We start from the raw sequence: 22,983 nt of genomic DNA on the forward strand, positions 1-22,983 counted from the left end.
CTTTCCCCCTCTCCCCTCTGAGGAGAGGGAGCCGACCGATTTGTTCTTTCGAGCTACATCGACCTGAAAAACCGGTGTCGAACTCAGGATTTGAAAAGCCCCCGATCGGCTCCCTTTCCCCCTCTCCCCTCTGAGGAGAGGGAGCCGACCGATTTGTTCTTTCGAGCTACATCGACCTGAAAAACCGGTGTCGAACTCAGGATTTGAAATGCCCCCAGTCGGCTCCCTTTCCCTCTCTCCCCTTTGGGGAGAGGGTTGGGGTGAGGGGTGGTTTTCAAACCGTTCGGTAAATAACAGCGTGTCCCAAACCCGTATCCCCCCTAAAATACCCGCCATTCCCCGATTTGCACCGCCCGAGGCCGTTTTGCCCATGTCTGTCACCGCCACTCCCGCCAGCCTCGCGCCGGATCACCACGCCCAGTTCATCGATCTGCTGCAAACCAGCCTCGACGCCAACGCCTTCATCAAACTGGTGCTGGCCAAGTACGTCGGCGCCGAAGTGGATTTGCAGCGGCTGATCATCAAGCAACTCACGGTCAAGGATCAGCCTTGCCTGTCCTTCGTCTACCGCTACAAGACCCGCGACATCACCAAGAATTTCCCGCTGGCCGAAGGCGTGGCGACCATCGCCGCGCTGTTGCCCGAGTCGTTCAAAAATGCGCATTTACTGTCCCTGACCGACGAAGCCCAGCTCGAATACAGCAAAAAGGGCAAATCTTCGCTGTTCAAGAGCAAACCCCAGCAATTGCGCGAAGTGCCGTCCGCCGAGCATAACCGCGAGAAAAACCGTTTCCTCGACCTGAACCGGCCGTTCCTCGCCGACCTGGGTGTGACCAACAGCAAGCACGAACTGATCCCGGCGATGTCGCGCAAGTGGAAGCAGATCAACAAGTTCATCGAAGTGTTCAGCCACGCGCTGACCACCTCGCCGCTGGCGCTGGACAAACCGGTGCGGGTGGCGGATTTCGGATCGGGCAAGGGTTACCTGACGTTCGCGATCCACGACTACCTGCGCAACACCTTGAACGCTGAAGGTGAAGTCACCGGCGTCGAGCTGCGTGAAGAGATGGTCAACCTGTGCAACGCCGCAGCGGCGACGCTGGAACACCCGGGGCTGGTGTTCAAATGCGGCGACGTGCGCAGCGTGGCACCGAGCGAACTGGACGTGATGATCGCGCTGCATGCCTGCGACATCGCCACCGACTACGCGATCCACACCGGTATTCGCTCCGGCGCATCGATCATCATGTGCTCGCCGTGCTGCCACAAACAGATCCGCCTGCAAATCCAGAGCCCGGCGCTGCTCAAGCCGATGCTGCAATACGGTTTGCACCTGGGCCAGCAGGCGGAAATGGTCACCGACAGCCTGCGCGCGTTGTTCCTTGAGGCCTGCAGCTACGAGACCAAGGTGTTCGAGTTCATCTCACTGGACCACACCAACAAGAACAAGATGATCCTGGCGGTCAAACGCGCCGAGCCGGTGGACCCGGCGCAGTTGTTGGTGAAGATTCAGGAATTGAAGGATTTCTATCAGATCACCGAGCATTGCCTGGAAACCTTGCTGCGGGCTGACGGCCTACTCTGAACCTGTGGGAGCGGCGGTGCGACGATTCGACTTGCTCGCGAAGGGGCCATCACATTCAACATCTTCGTTGACTGTCAGTCCGCCTTCGCGAGCAAGCCCGCTCCCACATTGGGTTTTATGGCGGTCTTGCGGCCCAACATCACCGTCACGATTACCCCAGCCGCAAACAGCCAGGTAATCGGCTCGATGTGTTCGCCGAAGAACAGCGCCGAAAATGCAATCGTGAAGAAGATCTGCAGCAACTGAATCTGACTGACCCGCGCAATCCCGCCCATCGCCAATCCGGCGTACCAGGCAAAGAAACCGATGAACTGCGAAAACAGCGAGACGTAGCCAAACGCCCACCAGGTCTTGGCCGAAATCTCGCCCTGATGCTGCAACGCCAGGTACGTTACCGGGCCGATCAGCAGCGGCGTCGACAGCACCAGCGCCCAGCAGATCACCTGCCAGCCGCCCATTTCCTTGGCCAACCGGCCGCCCTCGGCGTAACCCAGGCCACCCACGGCAATCGCCCCGAGCATCAGCAAATCACCGGCCTGAATACTCCCGGCACCGCTGATCAGCGCATACCCGAGCACCAACGCACTGCCCAGCGCGGCGCAGGCCCAGAAGGCTTTCGATGGACGTTCATGGGATAACCACGCGGCGTACAGCGCCACGCACAGCGGTTGCAGGCCGTTGACCAGTGCGCCGTGGGACGCCGGCAACGTTTGCATCGCCCACGCCGACAACACCGGGAAACCGAGAATCACCCCGGCGATCACCAGCGTCAGCCCCTTGACCTGTTTCCAGGTCGGCCACTTCTCCCGTCGCCATAGCAACAACAACGCCGCCGGCACCGCCGCAAACAGCGCACGGCCCAGACCGTTGAGCAGCGGATGGATTTCCTGCACGACGATCCGTGTGAAGGGCAGGGTGAGGCTGAAGATGACGACGCCAAGCAGGCCGAGGGCCATGCCGGTGTTTTCGCGCGAGGACATGAGGGCAACCAGAGTCGAGGGTGGCGGGAAGAGTGTTCATCTAGCCATAAACATTGGGTTTGCCTCTGTTACAGCTAGGCGCAGAGTTATCCGTACAGTTTGAGGACGCCTTCGCGAGCAAGCCCGCTCCCACAGTTGACCGAGTTGCCCATGGGAATACGGTCAACTGTGGGAGCGGGCTTGCTCGCGAAGAACGATATCGCCGTAGTAGCTGGTTATTACCCGACCCTGCGGATAAGGACTACCTTGATTACTCCTGCACGCCCACGTATTCCCAGAGGAGTCCTCCCCATGGCTGCCAAGAAAATTCTGATGCTGGTCGGCGATTACGTCGAAGACTACGAAGTGATGGTGCCGTTCCAGGCGCTGCTGATGGTCGGGCACACCGTGCACGCTGTGTGCCCGGACAAATCCGCCGGCCAGACCGTGCGCACCGCGATCCATGACTTCGAAGGCGACCAGACCTACAGCGAAAAACCCGGTCACCTGTTTGCCCTGAACTTCGACTTCGCCAAGGTGAAAGCCGCCGATTACGACGCGCTGCTGGTGCCGGGCGGTCGTGCACCGGAGTACCTGCGCCTGAACGAAAAAGTCCTGGAACTGGTACGAGATTTCGACAAGGCCGGCAAGCCGATCGCCGCCGTGTGCCACGGGGCGCAATTGCTCGCTGCGGCGGGGATTCTTGAAGGTCGCGAGTGCAGCGCCTACCCGGCCTGCGCGCCGGAAGTTCGCCTGGCTGGCGGTACGTTCATCGATATCCCGGTGACGGAAGGCCACGTTCAAGGCAATCTGGCCACTGCTCCCGCCTGGCCGGCGCATCCGAGCTGGCTCGCCGGTTTCCTCGGCTTGCTGGGCACCAAAATCACGCTGTAACGAGGGACGTTTCCATGTGCGAGCTCTACGTCAAAGCCGATCCGATCCTTTACGAATCGCGCTCCCGCTCGCTGCGCATCTGCGGGGTGGTCACCACCCTGCGGCTGGAAAATCAGTTCTGGGACATCCTCAGCGAAATCGCCGAAGTCGACGGCATGACCACCAACCAGTTGATCGCCAAGCTGTATGAAGAGGTGATGGACTACCGCGGGGAAGTGGTGAATTTCGCTTCGTTCCTGCGGGTGAGTTGTATGCGGTATTTGAGTCAGCGGCGGGTGGTTGCGCCGGAGTTGTCGGTGGTGCGCACAGCGGTGAAATAAACGGAACCGCATCGACCCTTTCGCGAGCAGGCTCGCTCCCACATTGGAATGCTTTCCACCTGTGGGAGCGAGCCTGCTCGCGAAGGGGCCCGATAGGCCAATACAAATCCCGGATCAGAAGAACCGCGTCACACTCACCTTGGCATTGCGCCCCTGGCTATACGCCCGATCCCCACTCAACGCCGGTCGATAATCTTCATTGAACAAGTTATCCACCGTCAGATTCACCTCAGTCCCCTTCAGATAAGCCTGCTGCGGTTTCCAATTCGCAAACAACCCCTGCACGTTGTAGCGATCGTTGGCGTACTGGTCATAAAACACATCACCCACGGTGTTTTTGCCCGAACCATAGTTGTCACTCGGCAACCGGTCCGTCTTGCGCACAAACTCACCCTGCCAACCGACCTGCGCATCCCAACTCGGAATCTTCACGCCCAATACGGCGATCCATTTCGGCGGCGGTACGTCGCGGGCCCAAACGTCCGGGCCCCACGGGTTGGTGTAGGCGCCTTCGTGTTTGCCGGTCATCCACGAGTAGGACAGCGAGCCGAACAGGTACGTGGAGTCGTAGAAACTTTCCACTTCGAAGCCCTTGATGGTCAACCCGCCGATGTTGCGGTAGTTGCCCATCGGGCCTGAGCCCTTGCAGTCGGAGGCGATAGTGCCGCCCTTGATCGACTGGTTTTCGCAACCGACGCCGGTGGCCTTGAAAATCTCGTCGTCAATCTTGTTGCGGAACAACGTGGTGCGGATTTGCACGTTGTCGTGGTCCTGGAACACGTTGGCAAAGTTGCTGATGTTACCGGCGCGCCACCCGGTGATGCGTTCCGGGTCGAGGTCGACGCTGGTGGCGGTGCGGCTGCCGAGGCCCTGGACTTCGTACTGCTCGTCGATCACCGGCGCGCGCTAGGTTTTGCTGTAGTCGACGAAGAACCCGACGTCCGGCGTGACCCGCCAGAACGCCGACAGTCGTGGCGACCAACCGGTGTAGGTGCGGTCGCTGTAATCGTGGCCGATCGCCGGGTCCGGGTTGTTGTAATACGGCGCGTCGTTGGCCTCGCCACGGTTGCGCACATGGTCGTAGCGCACGGACGGCGTGAGGGTGAAGTCGCCCAACGTGATCGCGTCTTGCAGGTAGGCGCTGTTGGTGTCGACTTTGCCCTGGGGCATGAAGCTCGGCTGGAAATCGCCGTAGTTGTACTTCGGCACGTCGTAGGTTTTGCCCGGCATCCACATCTCGGTGTCGCGGCTGTGCTTGCGGATCTGGATGCCGCTGGTCACCGCGTGCGCCAGGACGCCGGTATCGAACAGGCTGATGTTGCTCGCCTCGACAATCCGGTCCTTATAGGCGGTGTCCATCTTGCGCCCGCCGGTAGACGTCTGGAAAAACGCCGTGGCATCGCGTTCGTCGGTCTGGTCGGTGTTGGACTCCGAGTAGCTGAGCTTGAAGTCGATCAAGCGGTTGTCCAGCGGCTGGTACTGGTACTTGGTCGACCAGGTGGTATCGACGGTTTCGCGGTTGGCCAGAAAGCGCCGCAAGGCATTTTCGTAGCCGTATTGCTTGATGTTGTCCTTGCTCGGCGGCGTCGGATAGCTAGCGGACGAGAAGGGCGTCCAGCGCTCGCTTTGGGAGCGCGAGTACGACAGGCCGACGCTGTGTTCATCATTCAGGTGCAGGTTGAATTTGAGCAACTGGCCGTCCAGATCCTGGGCGCTGTTGGGCAGGCGCTGGGGATTGATCGGGTAGCTGTGGTCCGGATCAGGCGGGGTGCCGGCGAGTTTCATGTCGTCGCCATCGCGCTTGGTCAGGTACACCAGCGCATCGGCGCGACCGTCGTCGGTACGGCCGAACACCGCGCCGCTGTAAGTCTGTTGATGGTCGTTGCTGGCGTAGCCGTATTTGATCATGGCGCCGCTGTTGCGACCCTCTTGCAACAGGTCCGGGGCGTCCTTGGTTTCCATGTGCACGGTGCCGCCGAAACCGCCGTTGCCGGTGAGCATCGAATGCGGGCCTTTTTCCACTTCGATGCGTTTGATCAGCTCCGGCTCGATGAAAATCGTGCCTTGCTGATACCGCTCGAAACCGCTTTTGGTCGCGCCGTCCACGGTCAGCGGCACGTCTTCGGCGTCGCCCAGGCCCCAAATGTTGATGGTCTGGCCGCCGGGTTTCATCGAGCCGCCCATGCTCACGCCGGGCAGGGTCGCCAGCAGGCTGGGGATGTTGCTCGGTTGGTGGCGGTCGATGTCGGCCTGGGTCAGGGTCGAACGACCGACAGTGCTGGAGTCCACTTCGGTGCCGCTGCCGATCACGCTCAAGGCGTCGAGCTGGATGCCGTCGCTGCTGCTGGTCACCGGTTCTTCGGGACGCACGACGTAGGTCTGGTTGATCTTGATCAGGCCGAATTGACTGTTGTCGAGCAACTGGCGGATCGCCGCTTCGGCGCTGTAATCGCCATCAATCGCCGGGGCCTTGAGGTTGCGCAATTGTGCTTCGTCGAACAGCAACTGGATGTTTGCCTGCCGGGCAATCTGGCTCAACGACGTGGCCAGCGACTGCGCCGGCAAGTGCAGATTGATGGACTCGGCGTGGGCTTGCAGGCTCAGCGTCAGGCAGGCGGCGAGCAGGGTCGGGCGAAGGCAGGCGAGCGGATAAGTCGAAGACGCGCGAAACATTGAATCCCCCAGGGCGGCGAAAAAGGCCAAAAAGGCCTGCGTACACAACGCAGACCGGAGGAAGACGCGGCAGGCAAAAAAAACCTCACATGCGAATGCAAAATATTCTCATGTGAGGTTTTTTCAGCGCGCCTCGATCCGTATCTGGCCGTCGGTGAGGGCGACGGTTTTCACCGGGAGCAGCGCCGGGAGCGCATTAAGCAACGCATCGGGATCATTCACGTCGAGGTTGCCGGAAACTTTGAAACGCCCCAGTTTTCCCTCCGCCAACAGCACCGGGCGCGCACGATAGAGGTTCAATTCGTCGATCAGGCTGGCTAGTTCGCGATTGCGAAACGACAAGTGGCCGCTGCGCCAGTCCGCCACTTGTCCGTCAGTCAGGGTCTGCTGTTGCAGGGTGCCGCTGGCCAGGTCGAACGAAGCCTGCTGTTGCGCGCCGAGCAGGGTTGGCGTGGCGCTGTCCGGGGTAAACGCGACCTGGCCGTGGGCGACGGTCACCACCACTTGCTTGTCGGTGCGCCGCACGTCAAAACCGGTGCCGACCACCCGCACCGTGGATTTGCCGGTATGCACCCACAGGGGGCGTTCTTTGTCCGGCGCCACTTCGAGGTAGAACTGGCCCTGATCGAGGTAAATCTGTCGCTGCTGGCCGTCGAACGCGATGCGCAGCCGGGTGTTGGCGTTGACCGATAAGGTGCTGCCATCGGGCAGATTGAAGGTGCGCGCGCCTTTGGCCTGGGCCGCAATCTGTTGCTGGTAGACGCCATGGGGCGTGCCGAGGTTGAACGCCAGCACCGCGCAGACCAGCGCCGCCGCAATGGCCAGGGCCGGGCGCCAGACGTTCGGTTTGCGCTTCACAACGAGCGGCACCGGTTTGTTCTGTTGCTGCAGTTCAGCGAGGTCGGCCCACAACTCTTCGAACGCCCGATAAGCCTTGGCCTGTTCGGGCACGCACATCCACAACTCGAAGGCCTGGCAGTCGGCGCTGCCGTCTTCCTGGCGATTGCGCACAAACCAACTCGCGGCCTGGGCGTCGATGCCGTCATCCGGCCGATCAATGTCGCGGTTCATTCTGGCTGCTCCGTGCCGTTCTCTTGGTCCAGGCGTTGCTTGCAATGCAACAGGGCGAAGGCGATGTGTTTTTCCACCATGCTCAGGGAAATGCCCATGCGCTCGGCAATCTGTGCCTGACTCAGGCCTTCAAAGCGGTGCAGCATAAGGGCTTCTCGGCGGCGCGGCGAGAGTTCGGCGAGAACACTTTTGAGATGCTCCAGACGTTGCAGGCGTTGCGCACCGGCTAACGGGTCGTGTTGGTCGTCGGTGACGGGCTCCGGGTCCGCCTCATGGTGGGGTTGCACAATGTGCCGCACCTTCTGCCGACGCCAATGATCACGCAGCAGGTTGCGTGCCATCTGGAATAGAAACGCCCGCGGCTGTTCGACTTTGGCGCGGTCGCCGTAGTCGAGCCATTGGGTGAACACGTCCTGGGTCATGTCCGCCGCGTCGCTGGGATTATCCGTGCGTTTGCGCAGGTAATGCAGGATGTCCCCGTAGAACCGGCGAAAGGAATCAGCCGACAGCGGGTCGGGCGAGAGGCGGGGCATGGATATCCTTCTTGACGAAGCACGGCGCGGAAAGTCGCGAATGATATCGAGAATTATTGCTATTTGTCTTCTGGCACGTAAGGACTATTCTCAAGAAGTGGCTAAACCGTGTGGAGGGTCTTTACTGTCAGGCAACTTTGGCGGGATCAATCGACAGGAGAAGCACCATGTCTGGATGGTATGAATTGAGCAAAACCAGCACCGGGCAGTTTCGCTTTGTGCTGAAAGCGGCCAATGCCGAAACCATTCTGAATAGCGAGCACTACACCACCCGCGCCGCCGCCGAGGGCGGCATTGCCGCGGTGCAGAAAAACAGTCCGCAGGATGAACGCTACGAAAAAAAGACCACCAAGGATGGTCATCCTTACTTCAACCTCAAGGCCGGTAATCACGAAATCATCGGCAGCAGCGAGGCGTATTCCTCGGACACTGCGCGGGAGAAGGGCATCGCCAGCGTGAAGGCGAACGGGCCGACGACGGTGATCAAGGACAAGACGTTGCCGGTGCTTTGAATCCCAACACAAATCCTCTGTGGGAGCGAGCCTGCTCGCGAAGGCTGCTTAACATTCGACAAATATGCTGAATGTCAGATTGCTTTCGCGAGCAGGCTCGCTCCCACATTGGTTCTATGTATGTATTGAAATCAGCGCAGTGCTTTCAACAATCCCTGAAGCTGCCCGCAACCCGCCTCGCTCAACGGAAACACCGGCACCCGTGGATCACCCACTTCCAGCCCGGTCATGCGCAAGCCAGCCTTGATCGTCGCCGGCAAGCCTCCCTTGAGGATGAAGTCCAGCAACGGCAACTGGCGATAGAACAACTCCCGCGCCTTGCCCAAATCATTGGCCAACACCGCTGCGTACAAATCCAGATTGAGCTGCGGGATCAGGTTCGGCGCTGCGGTGCACCAGCCTTTCGCCCCGGCGGCAAATGCTTCCAGCGCGAGAGGATTGCAGCCGTTGTAGAACGGCACCTGGCCCTCGCCGAGCAGTTGCAGTTTGTGCATGCGTTGAATGTCGCCGGTGCTTTCCTTGACCATCGTGACGTTTTCCACGGCGTTGAAAATCCGCAGGATCAATTCCACCGACATGTCCGTGCCGCTGGTGGCCGGGTTGTTGTAAAGCATGATCGGCACGCCGATGCTCTCGCCGATCGCGCGGTAGTGGGCGAGGATTTCCGCTTCGCTGAGTTTCCAGTAGGACGCCGGCAGCACCATCACCACATCGGCGCCATGGGCTTCGGCGAAACGTGCGCGGCGCACGGCTTTGGCGGTGGTCAGGTCGGACACGCTGACGACGGTCGGCACGCGTTTCGCGACGTGCTGGATACTGAATTCGCTGACCTGATCCCACTCCGCGTCGCTCAGGTAAGCGCCTTCGCCGGTGCTGCCCAGCGGCGCGATGGCGTGGACGCCGCTGTCGATCAAGCGATCGATGGAATGCCCGAGCGCCTCCAGATCGACGCCTTCGCCATTGGCGGTGAACGGGGTGATGGTGTAGCCGATGATGCCGTGAATGGTGGGATTCGACATGGGGTCGTTCCTTTTGAAAATGAATGAGATCAGTTCAGGCAATCGGCGTGTTGGCGCAGGTTCTGCCGAGCGTAGTAATTGAAGGCGGCGGCGTGGCGTTTCGGTTTGGAAATCCAGTCATGGGCTTCGCGGCCTAGTTCCGGCAGGATCGGTTTGATCGTCCCGGCGCTCATGGCCAACAGTTGCAACTTCGCCGCGCGTTCGATCAGTTGCGCAATCACGCAGGCTTCCTCGATGCTCGCGCCGGTGGACAACTGGCCGTGGTGGGAAAGCAGGATCGCGCGTTTGTCGCCGAGCGCGCCGGCGATGATGTCGCCTTCTTCATTGCCCACCGGTACACCGGGCCAGGCTTCAAGAAATGCGCAGTCTTCGTAGAGCGGGCACAGGTCCATGTGCGAAACCTGCAACGGCACTTCAAGCATCGACAACGCGGCCACATGGGTCGGATGCGTATGAATGATGCAGTTCACATCCGGCCTGGCGCGGTACACCCAACTGTGGAAACGGTTGGCCGGGTTCGGCATGCCGTGGCCTTCGAGGACGTCCAGGTCTTCGTTGACCAGCAGCAGATTGCCGGCGGTGATTTCATCGAAACCCAGGCCCAGTTGCTGAGTGTAATAAGTGCCTGGCTGCGGGCCGCGAGCGGTAATTTGCCCGGCCAGGCCGGAGTCGTGACCATTCTCGAACAGGATGCGGCAGGTCAGGGCCAGCTTTTGCCGGTCGGTCCACGTATTATCCGCGAGGGTGTTTTGCATCTGGATCAGCGCTTGCTTGACCAGTTGGTCTTTGGGGAGTGCTAAGGTCTTGGCCATATCGGTGTCCTTTGGCTGGTTCAACGGACGTCGGGTTTGCGGTTTACCCGTTGCTTGCAAGGTTGTGGGTGAGTGCAAATGACACTAAAGAGGCTATATGACACTTTGTGTCATTGGCAAGCACAAATCATCGGCTCCTTGATGGATTAATCGCTTCGCATGTCTATCCGTTTGAAATTACTCAGGAAAAAACTTGGCGTGACCTTGGAGGCCCTGGCCGAAAAGTCCGGCATGACCAAGAGTTATCTGTCGAAAGTCGAGCGCGGGCTGAACACCCCGTCGATCGCGGCTGCGCTGAAACTGGCCAAGGCGTTGAACGTGAAGGTCGAGGAGTTGTTCTCCGAAGACAACATCAGCCTCGACAGCTACAGCCTGGTGCGCAGCGACGAACGCCAGTCCCTGGCCGCCAACGACCATAGCCCCGGTTACGCGGTGCTGGCCCATCAGGTCAGTGAACGCAGCCTGTTGCCGTTCATCATCTACCCGCCGAGCGAATTCACCGACAAGACCTTCAAGGAACACTTGGGGGAAGAGTTTCTGTTCGTCCACGAAGGGCAGGTGGAAGTGGACTTCATGAATGAGCGGGTGCTGCTCAATCGCGGGGATGCGCTGCATTTCAATGCGCAGAAACCGCACCGGATCCGATCAGTGGGGGAGGTTCAGGCGCAGTTGCTGGTGGTGGTGCATAGCAGCGAAGAATGAGTTGACTGAGCTGACGCCTTCGCGAGCAGGCTCGCTCCCACATTGGAATGCATTCCCCTGTGGGAGCGAGCCTGCTCGCGAAAGTGGCGCCGCTAAACCTCGACTGGAACCGTCAGCTTCGGACTACCAAGCCCATGAGTCTTGGAATCAAAGAACCGCAACTCAACCCCCGTCCCCTCAAACACCTTCGCGTAATGCCGCTTCTGATGCTGGATAAACGCCTTGCTGCGCGGGTAAATCGACACCGCCACCACCTTCGGCTTAGCCTGGCGCAACGCATGGATGATGTGGCTGTCCTGCTCGCCCAACGCATGCCCGAAGATGCACAAACCCTCTGCATGCCCCAATAACTGGTCATAGCAAAACGACAAATAATCCGAGCTGCGAATGGTCTTGAGCTTGTCCTGGGCCGGGCCTTCGTTAACAAACAACGGCACGTCGTCCAGCGTCTTGATGGTGTTGTTGATCGCAAAACTGCCGAGCAATGTGCCTTCGGTCGACATCAACTTGCGCGCCGTGCCGTCCTGATTGCGCACCAGGTGCAGGCCGCCGTGCAAGTACAGCAAACGCGGCTTGTCGGTCGCGCTGGCGCTCAAGTCGAAACTTGGCTCGGTGCCGTGGAACAGGTCGGTGATTGCCTCAGGCTGGTGCTGGATCGCCCAGTTGCCGAGCAAATCGTAATTGGTGGTGAACACCGTCCCATAACTGGCCAGTTCCCGGTTGATCGTCGCCAACGTCGAAGGCACCACCAACCGCCACGGGATATGCACCGCGTGCACGGTGTTGATCAGCGCTTCCTTGATCGCGTAGTAGCGATTGCGCGGCGCGGCAGAGCTGACGGCCAGGGCTTTGTTGACGCGGCTGGTGATTTTCAGTGCGCCGAGGACCTGCTCGAAACTGCGGGTTTGCATCGCATCGAACACGCTCAGCTCGGATTGGCTCAGGGGCTTTTCTTCAACGGTGCGCGCATTTTCAAACAGCGAGTCGTAGCCGAAATCGTCCCACACCGCACGACTGGCGCCGTTGCCCAGCAGCAGGCCGCTGAACGAAGCGGTGGTGCGCAAGGCGTTCCAGTCTTCAAGTTGGGCATCAACATCCTGGAAATCGGTCATTGCGTTGGTCGTCTCAAAAAGCGAAAGGTCTGATGGGCGGCGACTTTATCACGACCGGGGGTTGAGCCAGATCAACATGCGCCGTGACTGATGGGTCGATCCTGTGCTCATCCGCTGAATCGGCGATGTCGATTCGCCCCCCGCCAGGAGATTCGCTCATGAGCAGCACGTTTTTCATCCCCGCCGTGAACATCATGGGCAACGGTTGCCTCGACGAAGCCATGGACGCCATTCGCAAGTACGGTTTTCGCAAGGCATTGATCGTCACCGACGCCGGACTGGCCAAGGCCGGCGTGGCGGCGATGATCGCCGAGAAACTGGCGATGCAGGACATCGACTCGGTGATTTTCGACGGCGCCAAACCGAACCCTAGCATCGCCAACGTCGAGCGCGGCCTGGGCCTGCTCAAGGAAAGTCACTGTGATTTCGTGGTGTCTTTGGGCGGCGGTTCGCCCCACGACTGCGCCAAAGGCATCGCCCTGTGCGCGACCAACGGCGGGCAGATCGGCGACTACGAAGGCGTCGATCAATCCGAGAAACCGCAACTGCCGCTGATCGCCATCAACACCACCGCCGGCACCGCCAGTGAGATGACCCGTTTCTGCATCATCACCGACGAATCGCGCCACGTGAAAATGGCCATCGTCGACCGCAACGTCACGCCGCTGCTGTCGGTCAACGACCCGGCGTTGATGGTCGCCATGCCCAAGGGCCTGACCGCCGCCACCGGCATGGACGCACTGACCCACGCCATCGAAGCCTACGTCTCCACCGCCGCCAACCCGATCACCGACGCCTGCGCGCTGAAAGCCATCACCCTGATCAGCAACAACCTGCGCCTGGCCGTGCGCGACGGCAGCGACATGGCCGCCCGGGAAAACATGGCCTACGCGCAATTCCTCGCCGGCATGGCGTTCAACAACGCCTCTCTTGGCTACGTGCACGCCATGGCTCACCAATTGGGCGGTTTCTACGACTTGCCCCACGGTGTCTGTAATGCGGTTTTGCTGCCCCACGTACAAAGTTTCAACGCACTGGTGTGCGCCGATCGCCTCACCGACGTGGCCCACGCCATGGGCGCCGATATTCGCGGCTTCAGCCCGGAAGAAGGCGCGCAAGCAGCCATTGCGGCGATTCGCAGCCTGGCCAGGGACGTGGAAATCCCCGGCGGCCTGCGTGACCTCGGCGCCAAGCTCAACGACATCCCGATCCTCGCCACCAATGCCCTGAAAGATGCGTGTGGCCTGACCAACCCGCGCGCGGCGGATCAGCGCCAGATCGAGGAGATTTTCCGCAGCGCGTTCTAAACCGTTTTTCGGCCGGGCGCGAACCTCACGCAGAGTATCGCGCCCACGGCCAGCAAGGTGCACAACAACGACAATGGCCACGCCTGCTGACTGGCGATCAGGCTGGCGATGCCGCCAATGACGGCGGCCATCAACTGGTGAATGAAACCGCTCAGCGCCATCGCGTAGGCGCCGCCGACCGGTGAACCGTCGTTGGCCAATGACAGGCTGATCGGATAATTCAATGACTGGCCGAGCACCGCAAAGCAGTAGGGCAGCCAGAACAGCAACGCCACCGACGTCCCCGCCAGACTCCCCAGCAACATCACCCCGCTGCCCGCCAATACCAACCCTACACCCAGCGTCATCAGCCAATGCTGACCGGTGCGCAACACGAAGCGATTGACCCCCAACGCCCCGAGAAAATACGCCACGCTGATCGGCCAACCCAACAATCCGTATTCCACGGCGGACCAGTTGAACGGTCCTTGCAGGATTAAAGGCGCCGCAGTGTTGAACGCGATGATCACCCCGTAGCCGAGGCCGCCAGCGAGGGCCGGCAGCAGGAAAGCGCGGTGCCGCAAAATGCGCCAGTAGCTTGGCCAGGCGGATGACTGCGCATTCTCTTCGTTCAGCACCGGGAACGTGACCCGCGCCACGATCATCGCCATCGTCAGGCTGACCGCTCCCAACAGATAAAAGATCGCCGGCCAACCCAGCGCCACTTGAATGATCGATCCCAGGTACTGGCCGATCCCCAGCGCCACCACGAAGGAAATCGAAATCCAGGACAACGCCTTGGCTAGCAGGTCGCCGCGAAAACTGTCGCGGATCAACACTCGGGCCATCACCGAAATCCCGCTGGCGCCAATGCCCTGAATCAGTCTAAAGCACAGGAATGACTCCAGCGTCTGACTCAAGGGCAAGGCCAGGTTGCCCAATCCATAGATCCCCAACGCCGCAAGCAACACCGGTTTACGCCCAATGCGCTGGCCAAGACTGCCCCAGAACAACATCGGCAACGCCATGCCGATCAGGTACACCGCCAACCCCCAGGACACCTGCGACGCCTCGGGGGACAAATGCCGGGCAATCTCCGGCAGCGCCGGCAGGTAAATGCTCATGCCCAGTTGCGCGAGAAACACCGTGTTGCAGGTGACGAGGAGGGTGGTGCTGCTCTTCATGGAGGGCTCTTTTTCGAGTCGGTCGTTTTGATTGCGTCGTGACTATACCGAGCCAGCCCCGCACCGACGAATAGTCCATGTCCGGTAACGTTGAACGTTTAATCGCCGATCCCTGTAGGGCAATGCACTGTATGTTCGATTTGCCTGGCCCGACGCAAACCGGGCTATCCTGCCGATTCAGCCGAACCCACGCCATCGAGCCCACCATGCTGCAAAAAAGCCTGATCCGCCGCCTCGACCTGATCACCCTCCAATTGTTCGTCGCCGTCCACGAAGAGGGCACGCTGACCCGTGCCGCGACCCGTGAAGCCATCGCCGTGTCGGCGGCCAGCAAGCGTTTGATGGAGTTGGAGGAAGCGTTCGGGATCAGTCTGTTCGTGCGCCAGGCCAAAGGCATGACCCTGACGGCGGCCGGGGAAACCTTGCTGCACCATGCCCGGCAGATGCTGTTTAACGTCGAGAAAATGGGTCTGGAACTGGGCGAGCACAGTCACGGGATTCGCGGTTATGTGCGGATGCTGGCCAATCTGTCGGCGATCATTCAGTTCCTGCCGGAAGACCTGCGGGACTTTTCCGAGCGCCATCCGCAAGTGAAGACGGACCTTGAAGAGCGGCCCAGCAGCGGGGTGATTCAAGGGGTGCTGGATGGTGTGGCGGACCTGGGGATTTGTTCCAGCGACAGCGACGTCAAGGGTTTGCACAGCGTGCTGTATCGCCAGGACAAACTGGTGGTGTTGATGCCGGCGGATCATCCGTTGGCCGGCCGCGATACCCTGGCGTTTGCTGACACGCTGAGTAGTGATTACGTCGGTTTGCATGCCGCCAGTTCGATCAACATGCGCACCCATGCGGCGGCGCGCAAGGCGGGCAAGGTGCTGCGGTTGCGGATTCATGTGCCGGGGTTTGATGCGATGTGCCGGATGGTCCAGGCGAACATGGGGATCGGGATCTTGCCGCAGAAAGCCTATGAATTGTTTGGGCGGGCGCTGGGGTTGCACGCGGTGCCGTTGACGGACGACTGGTCGGATCGGGCGTTGATTCTGGTGGTGCGGGATGAGGCGGGGTTGTCGCCGGTGAGTCGGATGTTGTTTGAGCAGTTGCGCGGGGAGTCCTGACAAATGTGTGTTGAATGGGCCGGCCCCTTCGCGAGCAAGCCCGCTCCCACATTAGATCTTCAGTGAACATGAATTTTGTGCACGCAACAGATCCCCTGTGGGAGCGGGCTTGCTCGCGAAGGCGGACTTAAGGTGACGACAACTGACCAGAGCGTTCGCGTTTCACGAACACCCCTTGCCAACTGAAGGTTGGATTCCCCACCCCCCGGTCCTCTAGCCTTGGCTCATATTCCAAGAACAAGAGGTACCCCGCGATGACTGCCCCCTTGAGTGCAATCAAAGTAATCGAGATCGGCACGCTGATCGCCGCGCCGTTTGCCGCGCGCATGCTGGCCGAGTTCGGCGCCGAGGTGATCAAGATCGAAGCCATGGGCCAGGGCGATCCCCTGCGCAAATGGCGCAAGCTGCACGAGGGCACCTCGTTGTGGTGGTACCTGCAATCGCGTAACAAGAAGTCTCTGGCGCTCAATCTGAAATCCCCTGAAGGCATTGAACTGGTCAAGCAACTGGCGAGCAGCGCCGACGTGCTGATCGAAAACCTGCGCCCCGGTGCCTTGGAAAAACTTGGCCTGGGCTGGGACGTACTGCACGCCCTCAACCCCAACCTGACCCTGGTGCGCATCTCCGGTTATGGCCAGACCGGCCCGTACCGCGACCGTCCGGGTTTCGGCGCCATCGGCGAGGCCATGGGCGGGATTCGCTACACCACCGGCACCCCCGGTTCGCCGCCGGCCCGGGTTGGCGTCAGCCTCGGCGACTCCCTGGCATCCCTGCACGCGGTGATCGGCGCGCTGATGTCGCTGCTGCGGGTCAAGACCGGGCAGGGCGGCGGGCAAGTGGTCGATGTGTCCCTGGCCGAAAGCGTGTTCAACGTGATGGAAAGCCTGGTGCCGGAATACGACATGCAGGGCCATATCCGCGAACGCAGTGGCGGCGCGTTGCCGGGCATCGCACCGTCCAACACGTATCTCACCGCTGATGGTGCTTACGTGGTGATCGCCGGCAACAGCGACCCGATCTACAAGCGTTTGATGAATGTGATCGGTCGCAGCGATCTGGCCGACGCGCCGGAATTCGCCCACAACGACGGGCGCGCGTTGAAAAGCAATGTGCTCGACGCGGCCATCACTCATTGGACCAGCAGCCTGCCAATCAACGACGTGCTGTCGGCGCTGGAAACCGCCGAAGTCCCGGCCGGGCGCATCTATTCCGTGGCCGACATCGTTGCCGATCCGCACTACCAGGCACGAGACATGCTGCTCAACGCCGAACTGCCCGGTGGCGCCACGGTGAAAATGCCGGGCATCGTGCCGAAACTCTCCGAAACCCCCGGCGGCGTGAACTGGTCCGGGCCGCAACTGGGTCAGCACACCGACGGCATCCTTGCCGGGCTGGGCCTGACGGGCTCTGATATCGAACGGCTGAAAGCCGAAGGGGTGGTGCAATGATCACTGACTTTTCCGAGACGCTGATCGTCCAGGAAGTCTCGCCCCGTGACGGTTTGCAGATCGAGCCGACCTGGGTGGAAACCGCCGACAAGATTGCGCTGATCGATCAACTGTCGCTGGCCGGGTTCAGCCGCATCGAGGCCGGTTCGTTCGTCTCGCCGAAGGCCATTCCGGCGTTGCGCGACGGTGAGCTGGTGTTCAAGGGCATCACCCGGCAACCCAGCGTCATCTACGTGGCGCTGATCCCCAACCTCAAAGGTGCGCAACGAGCGCTGGCGACAAAGGCTGATGAGTTGAACCTGGTGATGTCCGCCAGCCAGACCCACAACATGGCCAACATGCGCATGCGTTGCGAAGACTCGTTGGCAGCGTTCGGCGAGATTGTTCACTACGTCGGCGGCACGCAGGTACGGCTCAACGGCAGCATCGCCACCACGTTCGGCTGCCCTTTCGAGGGCAAGATCGATGAGGATCGCGTGTTGCAGATTGTCGAGGCCTATCAGGAACTCGGCATTCAAGGCATCACCCTGGCGGACACTACTGGCATGGCCAATCCGCGGCAGGTGGATCGACTGGTGCGCCGGGTGTTGCAACGGGTTGCGCCAGCAGACCTGACCCTGCATTTCCACAACACCCGCGGCCTCGGCCTGTGCAACGTCCTCGCTGCCTACGAGGCCGGTGCCCGACGCTTCGACGCGGCGCTGGGCGGGCTCGGCGGTTGCCCGTTTGCACCGGGGGCCTCGGGCAATATCTGCACCGAAGACCTGGTCAACCTGTGCGATGAGATCGGCATCCACACTGGCATCGATTTGCCGTTGCTGCTGAAACTGTCCCGCGGCTTGCCGGCGTTGCTGGGCCATGAAGTCCCCGGTCAACTGGCCAAGGCCGGGCGCAATTGCGATTTGCATCCGACCCCGTCCTAAGCACACCGAATAACCCATTGTGGGAGCGGGCTTGCTCGCGAAGGCGTCGTGTCAGTCGCCATCCATATTGACTGACACACCGCTTTCGCGAGCAAGCCCGCTCCCACAGTTAAAAGCATTCCAAAGCACCTAAACCAGACAACAAAAACAATCGGACACCCACGGGAAGTCCGCCTGGAGAAACCCCATGAGCCTCAACGTACTGGAGGCGGGCGCGAGCCCGTCCGTTAGCCACGATGTCGAAAAAGCCCTGGTCAGCAAAGTCGCCTGGCGCCTGATGCCGCTGATCATGGTTTGCTACCTGTTCGCGTTTTTCGATCGCATCAACATCAGCTTCGCCAAGTTCCAGTTGCAGACTGACCTGAGCCTGAGCGACACCGCCTACGGCCTCGGCGCCGGGCTGTTCGTGGTTGGTTACGTGCTGTTCGAAGTGCCGAGCAACATGATGCTGTACAAGGTCGGCGCCCGGCGCTGGATCGCCCGGATCATGATGTCCTGGGGCGTTGCCACCGCCGCCATGGTCTTCGTCAACAGCGAATGGCAGTTCTACGCGCTGCGCTTTGTGATTGGCGCGATGGAAGCCGGTTTCGCGCCAGGCGTCCTGTATTACCTGACATTGTGGTTCCCACAGCACTATCGCGGGCGCATCACCTCGATGCTGTTTCTGTCCTCGGCGTTTGCCGGTCTGGTTGGCGCGCCGTTCTCCGGTCTGGTGCTGCAAAACTTCGACGGCGTGATGGACATGCGCGGCTGGCACTGGCTGTTCCTGCTCGGCGGCGTGCCCTGCATCGTGCTCGGTTTCCTGGTGCTGAAGTTGCTCAAGGACCGCATCGAAGACGCGCATTGGCTGACGCCTTCGGAGAAGACGTTGCTGGCCAGTCGCATTGCCCACCATGAGCCGCACAAGGGTGGCGGTTCGTTGCTCGCAGCATTGAAGATTCCGGGGTTCCTGACCTTGGGGCTGATCTACTTCCTGATCCAGGTCGCTTCCTACGGCTTGAATTTCTGGGCGCCGCAGTTGATTCGCAGCGCTGGCACTGAAAGCCCGGTGATGATCGGTTTGCTCACGGCGATCCCCTACATCTGCGGCGCGATCAGCATGGTGGTGATCGGGCGGTTGTCCGATGCGACCGGCGAACGGCGCAAGTTTGTCGCCGGCCTGGTGACCCTGGGCGCGGTCGGATTCTTCTGCGCCGGGATCTTCGCCAATCACACGACGTTCCTGATTGTCGCCCTGGGCTTGCTCGGTGCCGGGATCATTGCCTGCATCCCGAGCTTCTGGACCTTGCCGCCGAAATTGCTGGCCGGCGCGGGTGCCGGTGCGGCGGGCGGGATCGCGGTGATCAACACCCTCGGGCAATTTGGCGGCATCGTCAGCCCGGTGATGGTAGGGCGGATCAAAGACCTGACCGGCAGCACCACCCCGGCGTTGTACGTCATCGGTGTCGCCGCGTTGATTGCTGCTGCGCTGCTGTTGTGGGGGTTACCGCAGAAACTGCGCACGCTCGACAAGTTTTAAAAGATCGCAGCCTTCGGCAGCTCCTGCAGGGACCACGCATCCCCGTAGATGCTGCCGGAGGCTGCGATCTTTTGTTTTTCAAGAAGTCGCTATCAACGCTTTACCCGACGATCCGCTGAACTGAATCAACACCACCCCCGCCACCAGCAACACCGCACCAAACAGCCGAGGCAGGGTCAACTGCCGCTCCACGAGCCCGAACAATCCGAAATGATCGAGCACCATCGAGGCAATCACTTGCCCGGTCAGCGCCAGCACCACAAAACCCGACGCGCCGAGTTTCGGCAGCAACATCACCGCCAGCGCCACGAAGCACACGCCGAACACGCCCCCGGCCCACATCCACAGCGGCGCCTTGCTGACAAATGCCACCGACGGCAGCGGCAAACGCAGCGCGAGGATAATCGGCAGCAGCACCAGCAAACTCACCAGCAACGAGGCCAGCGTCGCCCATAGCGGATGCCCGAGGCCGCGACTCAGGTTGGCGTTGATCGCACTCTGAAACGGCACCACCGCCCCGGCAATCACCGCCAGCAACAACAGACCCGCCCACTGCAACGTACTCATGATCATGTCTCCAACAGGTTTTGCTGGACTGTAGGGTATTCGTCGCGCAGATTTAAATTCCGTTTTGCTATCTGGAGCATGCATCAGATGAATGATCTGCGGCGCATCGATTTGAACCTGCTGGTCATACTCGACGCATTGCTCAGTGAACAGCACGTGACCCGCGCCGCCGAGCGGCTGCACCTGAGTCAACCGGCGGTCAGCCATGCGTTGGGACGATTGCGCGATCTGCTTGGTGATCCCTTGCTGGTGCGCGCGGGTGCCAGCCTCGTGCCGACCCCGCGTGCTCTGGAGTTGATCGCGCCACTGGCCGAAGCCCTGGCCCAGGTGCAATCGTTGCTGGCGCCCAACACCTTCGATCCCTTCACCGCCAAACGCATCTTTCGCCTGGCGATGTCCGACTACGGCGCCGCCATCGTCCTGCCAGGCCTGATCCGCACCTTGTGCCGGGAGGCGCCAGGCATCGACCTGCAAATCAGCCACGCCAGCCGCGAAGGCATGCTCGATGGCGTGCTCAACGGTGACATCGACGTCGCGGCGGGCGTGTTTCCCGAGTTGCCCAACGAACTGCGCAGCACACCACTGTTCGACGAGCACTACGCCTGCCTCGTCGACCGCCACAGCCTGCCCGTCGATGGCACCCTCGACCTCCCGACCTATCTGGCCCGTCCCCACGTCCTGCTGGAAATGCGCGGCAGCGGCACCCCGGAAATCGAACGGGCGCTGACTGCGTTGAGGGAGCGTCGCCGCGTAGCCATCAGCCTGCCGCACTGGAGCGTCGCGCCGGAGTTTATTAGCGGGACGGATTTGATCCTGACCGTGGCCTCCCGTGGGTTGCGCGGGATTGATGAGCAGTCGTTGATCGTCGTTGCGCCGCCATTTCATATTCCGTCGTTCAGCTTTGTGCTGGTCTGGCATAAGCGGCGGGGTGGGGATCAGGCGTTGAATTGGTTGAATGGGCGGATTGAGGAGGGAATAAAGCCAGTCGTTGATTAATCTCCAGCGAAACACACGCTATGTAGCAGCTGGCGAAGCCTGCGTTCGGCTGCGTAGCAGTCGTGAAATCAGTCAGCGCGGTGTTTCAGGAAGACCGCGCGATCAGGTTTTACGACTGCTACGCAGCCGAACGCAGGCTTCGCCACGAGTGGAGCCGCGGACCTTCTGTTCCGCGTGTCGTAACAATTTGTTGAGCGGACGCCGAGTACCAAGGATAGTGCGCAGCAGAATTGGACTGGCTCGAAACACACAGGGAACAGGGAATGACATTGAAGTCTGGGTTGATGGGGTGTGCTGCGCTGTGCGGTTTGGTGATGGCGACGCAGGCGTTTGCCGAGTGTGAGAAACCTCCGTTTTATGGGGATTTCGGTTATTCGCTGTGCAAGAACTGGCCGGCTTATCCGGGGCTGGCGATTACCGCGTTGTCGCAGTTCACATCGGGGTATTCGGCGAGCGATTCCGGGCCTGAGGGGAAATATGATCTCGATCTGGCCGTAGTTTCGGCGGGTGATTCGAAGTCGTTGGCGACGTATCACAAGTCTGATGCTTTTGAGTCGGATGCCTTTGTCTTTGAAAACCTGCAACTTGATACCGCGCGTTACACGCTCACTCCCGAGCTGCGAGCCTTTGGCGTGCGTGCCACGTTCAAAGGCTCGTCAAGCGTCAATCCTTTGAACGAAACATTGCTTTCGCTTTACGTCAAAGAGGGCAACACGCTCCGTCCGGTCATGGAGGGGCTCATCACCTATAAGTACGGTGGTGAATGGGATGGCAATTGCGCAGGTGAGCGTTATGAAATCACTCGAACCCTGGAGATCGGCAAAACCAGTTCACATGGCTACGCTGACTTGATCGTCAAAACGGTATTGATGGAAACGGTTGGCAAGGGTAAAGGGGAGGCTTGTAAGTCCAACTCCGTTACTGCAAAACCGGTGCAGACAATCCTTCGTTACGACGGTAAAAACTACGTCGTGCCAGGTGATTTCAAGGGCGTTTGATCATTACGCATCAATCAGGGATGAACATGAAACCCACAAAAAAACGCCTGGCCTCACTCGCCATCCTCGGCTTCATGACGGCTGCCAACCAGGCACAGGCCGGCTGCGAAGAAACTTCCTTGGGCCTGCAATCGTTCACTATTTGCAAAGTCTGGCCCGCCTATGACGACCAGACCATTGTCGCCACGTCGATATTCAAGCCTGATTCCGTCGACGCAAACAACGATGGCGGCAACGTTGATCTTGAGTTGTCGGTCATCCATTCAACCGGCTCGAAACCCTTGGCTACTTACCGTAAAACAGATGCCTATTATTCCGACGCTGTGGCGTATGACGGGTTGGTCATCGATACGGCACGGTACAAGTTGACGCCGGACGATCGTGCCTTTGGTATTCGCTCGAGTTTTGGACACCACTCAAGCGTCAGCCCGTACAACAAGACCGAGCTGGCGTTATATATCAAAGAGGGCGAAATATTGCGCCCGGTGCTGGAAGGGCTGGTCATCTCGACGAGCCGAGGCGAGTGGGATGGCAACTGCGCGGGACAGGGCGAAGAAACACAACGAACCGTCGATATTAGCAAAACACTGCATAACGGCTTTGCCGATCTGGTGGTCACTTCTACTGTGACGATGACTGAAAACTTTGTTGTTGGCGAAGAGTGTCAGGATAAGTCCAAGACGTTGAAACCAACCCGGGTCACCCTGAGCTACGACGGTAAACAATACATCGTGCCAGAAGCCCTCAAAGGTTAA

The 22,983-nt window shown here is 60.3% G+C and carries 21 protein-coding genes and 1 pseudogene; 13 read left to right on the top strand and 9 right to left on the bottom strand.

What is annotated here, in order from left to right:
- Window positions 1-370 precede the first annotated feature (370 nt).
- Window positions 371-1,585 carry a class I SAM-dependent methyltransferase gene (locus ACIQY3_RS04795; protein ID WP_403017772.1) on the top strand — a complete coding sequence of 405 codons (1,215 nt, stop codon included), beginning with the start codon at window positions 371-373 and terminating at the stop codon, window positions 1,583-1,585.
- A gap of 74 nt (window positions 1,586-1,659) precedes the next feature.
- Here the strand turns inward: ACIQY3_RS04795 and ACIQY3_RS04800 are convergent, their stop codons facing one another.
- Window positions 1,660-2,565: a DMT family transporter gene (locus ACIQY3_RS04800; RefSeq protein ID WP_054046828.1), complete on the bottom strand. Its 906-nt coding sequence runs from the start codon at window positions 2,563-2,565 to the stop codon at window positions 1,660-1,662.
- 291 nt (window positions 2,566-2,856) lie between these two features.
- Here ACIQY3_RS04800 and ACIQY3_RS04805 point away from each other — a divergent pair, with 291 nt between their 5' ends.
- Complete coding sequence (locus tag ACIQY3_RS04805) at window positions 2,857-3,438, top strand: DJ-1/PfpI family protein (protein ID WP_054046826.1); 582 nt, start codon at window positions 2,857-2,859, stop codon at window positions 3,436-3,438.
- Window positions 3,439-3,452: 14 nt separating this feature from the next.
- Window positions 3,453-3,758: a ribbon-helix-helix domain-containing protein gene (locus ACIQY3_RS04810; protein ID WP_054046824.1), complete on the top strand. Its 306-nt coding sequence runs from the start codon at window positions 3,453-3,455 to the stop codon at window positions 3,756-3,758.
- Between the two features lie 114 nt (window positions 3,759-3,872).
- Here the strand turns inward: ACIQY3_RS04810 and ACIQY3_RS04815 are convergent.
- The 3 genes and pseudogenes from ACIQY3_RS04815 to ACIQY3_RS04825 form a co-directional block, all read right to left on the bottom strand.
- Window positions 3,873-6,431 (bottom strand): annotated as a pseudogene (locus ACIQY3_RS04815) (TonB-dependent hemoglobin/transferrin/lactoferrin family receptor).
- A 123-nt stretch (window positions 6,432-6,554) separates the two neighbouring features.
- Complete coding sequence (locus ACIQY3_RS04820; RefSeq protein WP_403017774.1) at window positions 6,555-7,502, bottom strand: FecR family protein; 948 nt, start codon at window positions 7,500-7,502, stop codon at window positions 6,555-6,557.
- On the bottom strand, window positions 7,499-8,035 hold the full coding sequence (locus ACIQY3_RS04825; RefSeq protein WP_403017775.1) for an RNA polymerase sigma factor: 537 nt from the start codon (window positions 8,033-8,035) through the stop codon (window positions 7,499-7,501). The genes ACIQY3_RS04820 and ACIQY3_RS04825 overlap by 4 nt, the downstream gene beginning before the upstream one ends.
- 167 nt (window positions 8,036-8,202) lie before the next feature.
- Between ACIQY3_RS04825 and ACIQY3_RS04830 the strand changes: the two genes are divergently transcribed.
- Window positions 8,203-8,547: a YegP family protein gene (locus tag ACIQY3_RS04830; protein WP_403017776.1), complete on the top strand. Its 345-nt coding sequence runs from the start codon at window positions 8,203-8,205 to the stop codon at window positions 8,545-8,547.
- A 131-nt stretch (window positions 8,548-8,678) separates the two neighbouring features.
- Here the strand turns inward: ACIQY3_RS04830 and ACIQY3_RS04835 are convergent, their stop codons facing one another.
- Window positions 8,679-9,566 carry a dihydrodipicolinate synthase family protein gene (locus ACIQY3_RS04835; protein ID WP_403017777.1) on the bottom strand — a complete coding sequence of 296 codons (888 nt, stop codon included), beginning with the start codon at window positions 9,564-9,566 and terminating at the stop codon, window positions 8,679-8,681.
- A gap of 29 nt (window positions 9,567-9,595) precedes the next feature.
- Window positions 9,596-10,378 (bottom strand): aldolase, encoded by a 783-nt coding sequence (locus ACIQY3_RS04840; RefSeq protein ID WP_403017779.1) that lies wholly within the window; start codon window positions 10,376-10,378, stop codon window positions 9,596-9,598.
- Between the two features lie 159 nt (window positions 10,379-10,537).
- Here ACIQY3_RS04840 and ACIQY3_RS04845 point away from each other — a divergent pair, with 159 nt between their 5' ends.
- The gene (locus tag ACIQY3_RS04845; protein ID WP_403017780.1) at window positions 10,538-11,080 is read left to right on the top strand and encodes a helix-turn-helix domain-containing protein; all 543 of its coding nucleotides are present in this window, start codon (window positions 10,538-10,540) and stop codon (window positions 11,078-11,080) included.
- Window positions 11,081-11,172: 92 nt separating this feature from the next.
- Here ACIQY3_RS04845 and ACIQY3_RS04850 read toward each other — a convergent pair whose 3' ends face one another.
- Complete coding sequence (locus ACIQY3_RS04850; protein ID WP_403017781.1) at window positions 11,173-12,192, bottom strand: DUF4917 family protein; 1,020 nt, start codon at window positions 12,190-12,192, stop codon at window positions 11,173-11,175.
- Between the two features lie 158 nt (window positions 12,193-12,350).
- Here ACIQY3_RS04850 and yiaY point away from each other — a divergent pair, with 158 nt between their 5' ends.
- A complete protein-coding gene (gene yiaY / locus ACIQY3_RS04855) occupies window positions 12,351-13,499 on the top strand; it encodes an L-threonine dehydrogenase (RefSeq protein WP_403017783.1) in 1,149 nt (382 codons plus the stop codon).
- On the opposite strand, the gene ACIQY3_RS04860 is transcribed toward yiaY, so the two are convergent.
- Window positions 13,496-14,662 (bottom strand): multidrug effflux MFS transporter, encoded by a 1,167-nt coding sequence (locus tag ACIQY3_RS04860; RefSeq protein WP_403017784.1) that lies wholly within the window; start codon window positions 14,660-14,662, stop codon window positions 13,496-13,498. The genes yiaY and ACIQY3_RS04860 overlap by 4 nt on opposite strands.
- 206 nt (window positions 14,663-14,868) lie before the next feature.
- On the opposite strand from ACIQY3_RS04860, the gene ACIQY3_RS04865 reads away from it, so the two are divergent.
- From ACIQY3_RS04865 to ACIQY3_RS04880, 4 genes are all read left to right on the top strand, one after another.
- Window positions 14,869-15,777 carry a LysR family transcriptional regulator gene (locus tag ACIQY3_RS04865; RefSeq protein ID WP_403017785.1) on the top strand — a complete coding sequence of 303 codons (909 nt, stop codon included), beginning with the start codon at window positions 14,869-14,871 and terminating at the stop codon, window positions 15,775-15,777.
- 254 nt (window positions 15,778-16,031) lie between these two features.
- Window positions 16,032-17,225 (top strand): CaiB/BaiF CoA transferase family protein, encoded by a 1,194-nt coding sequence (locus tag ACIQY3_RS04870; RefSeq protein ID WP_403017786.1) that lies wholly within the window; start codon window positions 16,032-16,034, stop codon window positions 17,223-17,225.
- Entirely contained in the window at window positions 17,222-18,148 is a 927-nt protein-coding gene (locus tag ACIQY3_RS04875; protein ID WP_403017787.1) for a hydroxymethylglutaryl-CoA lyase, read from the top strand. Before ACIQY3_RS04870 ends, ACIQY3_RS04875 begins: the two co-directional genes overlap by 4 nt.
- A gap of 187 nt (window positions 18,149-18,335) precedes the next feature.
- Complete coding sequence (locus tag ACIQY3_RS04880; protein ID WP_403017788.1) at window positions 18,336-19,667, top strand: MFS transporter; 1,332 nt, start codon at window positions 18,336-18,338, stop codon at window positions 19,665-19,667.
- A gap of 78 nt (window positions 19,668-19,745) precedes the next feature.
- Here ACIQY3_RS04880 and ACIQY3_RS04885 read toward each other — a convergent pair whose 3' ends face one another.
- Window positions 19,746-20,234 carry a DMT family transporter gene (locus tag ACIQY3_RS04885; RefSeq protein ID WP_403017789.1) on the bottom strand — a complete coding sequence of 163 codons (489 nt, stop codon included), beginning with the start codon at window positions 20,232-20,234 and terminating at the stop codon, window positions 19,746-19,748.
- Window positions 20,235-20,312: 78 nt separating this feature from the next.
- Here ACIQY3_RS04885 and ACIQY3_RS04890 point away from each other — a divergent pair, with 78 nt between their 5' ends.
- The 3 genes from ACIQY3_RS04890 (at window position 20,313) to ACIQY3_RS04900 (ending at window position 22,983) form a co-directional block, all read left to right on the top strand.
- Window positions 20,313-21,230 (top strand): LysR substrate-binding domain-containing protein, encoded by a 918-nt coding sequence (locus ACIQY3_RS04890; protein ID WP_403017790.1) that lies wholly within the window; start codon window positions 20,313-20,315, stop codon window positions 21,228-21,230.
- A 263-nt stretch (window positions 21,231-21,493) separates the two neighbouring features.
- Window positions 21,494-22,228 (top strand): hypothetical protein, encoded by a 735-nt coding sequence (locus ACIQY3_RS04895; protein WP_403017791.1) that lies wholly within the window; start codon window positions 21,494-21,496, stop codon window positions 22,226-22,228.
- A 26-nt stretch (window positions 22,229-22,254) separates the two neighbouring features.
- A complete protein-coding gene (locus ACIQY3_RS04900; RefSeq protein WP_403017792.1) occupies window positions 22,255-22,983 on the top strand; it encodes a hypothetical protein in 729 nt (242 codons plus the stop codon).

This window comes from Pseudomonas sp. NPDC096950, assembly GCF_044762525.1.
Taxonomy (GTDB): Bacteria; Pseudomonadota; Gammaproteobacteria; order Pseudomonadales; family Pseudomonadaceae; genus Aquipseudomonas.

Excerpts from the sequence above, each read along its gene's own strand:
- ACIQY3_RS04860 (WP_403017784.1), bottom strand. The coding sequence starts at position 14,662 with ATGAAGAGCAGCACCACCCTCCTCGTCACCTGCAACACGGTGTTTCTC.
- ACIQY3_RS04885 (WP_403017789.1), bottom strand. The coding sequence starts at position 20,234 with ATGAGTACGTTGCAGTGGGCGGGTCTGTTGTTGCTGGCGGTGATTGCC.
- ACIQY3_RS04900 (WP_403017792.1), top strand. The coding sequence starts at position 22,255 with ATGAAACCCACAAAAAAACGCCTGGCCTCACTCGCCATCCTCGGCTTC.
- ACIQY3_RS04845 (WP_403017780.1), top strand. The coding sequence starts at position 10,538 with ATGTCTATCCGTTTGAAATTACTCAGGAAAAAACTTGGCGTGACCTTG.
- ACIQY3_RS04825 (WP_403017775.1), bottom strand. The coding sequence starts at position 8,035 with ATGCCCCGCCTCTCGCCCGACCCGCTGTCGGCTGATTCCTTTCGCCGG.
- ACIQY3_RS04795 (WP_403017772.1), top strand. The coding sequence starts at position 371 with ATGTCTGTCACCGCCACTCCCGCCAGCCTCGCGCCGGATCACCACGCC.
- ACIQY3_RS04875 (WP_403017787.1), top strand. The coding sequence starts at position 17,222 with ATGATCACTGACTTTTCCGAGACGCTGATCGTCCAGGAAGTCTCGCCC.
- yiaY (WP_403017783.1), top strand. The coding sequence starts at position 12,351 with ATGAGCAGCACGTTTTTCATCCCCGCCGTGAACATCATGGGCAACGGT.
- ACIQY3_RS04810 (WP_054046824.1), top strand. The coding sequence starts at position 3,453 with ATGTGCGAGCTCTACGTCAAAGCCGATCCGATCCTTTACGAATCGCGC.
- ACIQY3_RS04890 (WP_403017790.1), top strand. The coding sequence starts at position 20,313 with ATGCATCAGATGAATGATCTGCGGCGCATCGATTTGAACCTGCTGGTC.
- ACIQY3_RS04895 (WP_403017791.1), top strand. The coding sequence starts at position 21,494 with ATGACATTGAAGTCTGGGTTGATGGGGTGTGCTGCGCTGTGCGGTTTG.
- ACIQY3_RS04800 (WP_054046828.1), bottom strand. The coding sequence starts at position 2,565 with ATGTCCTCGCGCGAAAACACCGGCATGGCCCTCGGCCTGCTTGGCGTC.
- ACIQY3_RS04840 (WP_403017779.1), bottom strand. The coding sequence starts at position 10,378 with ATGGCCAAGACCTTAGCACTCCCCAAAGACCAACTGGTCAAGCAAGCG.
- ACIQY3_RS04880 (WP_403017788.1), top strand. The coding sequence starts at position 18,336 with ATGAGCCTCAACGTACTGGAGGCGGGCGCGAGCCCGTCCGTTAGCCAC.
- ACIQY3_RS04835 (WP_403017777.1), bottom strand. The coding sequence starts at position 9,566 with ATGTCGAATCCCACCATTCACGGCATCATCGGCTACACCATCACCCCG.
- ACIQY3_RS04820 (WP_403017774.1), bottom strand. The coding sequence starts at position 7,502 with ATGAACCGCGACATTGATCGGCCGGATGACGGCATCGACGCCCAGGCC.
- ACIQY3_RS04805 (WP_054046826.1), top strand. The coding sequence starts at position 2,857 with ATGGCTGCCAAGAAAATTCTGATGCTGGTCGGCGATTACGTCGAAGAC.
- ACIQY3_RS04850 (WP_403017781.1), bottom strand. The coding sequence starts at position 12,192 with ATGACCGATTTCCAGGATGTTGATGCCCAACTTGAAGACTGGAACGCC.
- ACIQY3_RS04865 (WP_403017785.1), top strand. The coding sequence starts at position 14,869 with ATGCTGCAAAAAAGCCTGATCCGCCGCCTCGACCTGATCACCCTCCAA.
- ACIQY3_RS04830 (WP_403017776.1), top strand. The coding sequence starts at position 8,203 with ATGTCTGGATGGTATGAATTGAGCAAAACCAGCACCGGGCAGTTTCGC.
- ACIQY3_RS04870 (WP_403017786.1), top strand. The coding sequence starts at position 16,032 with ATGACTGCCCCCTTGAGTGCAATCAAAGTAATCGAGATCGGCACGCTG.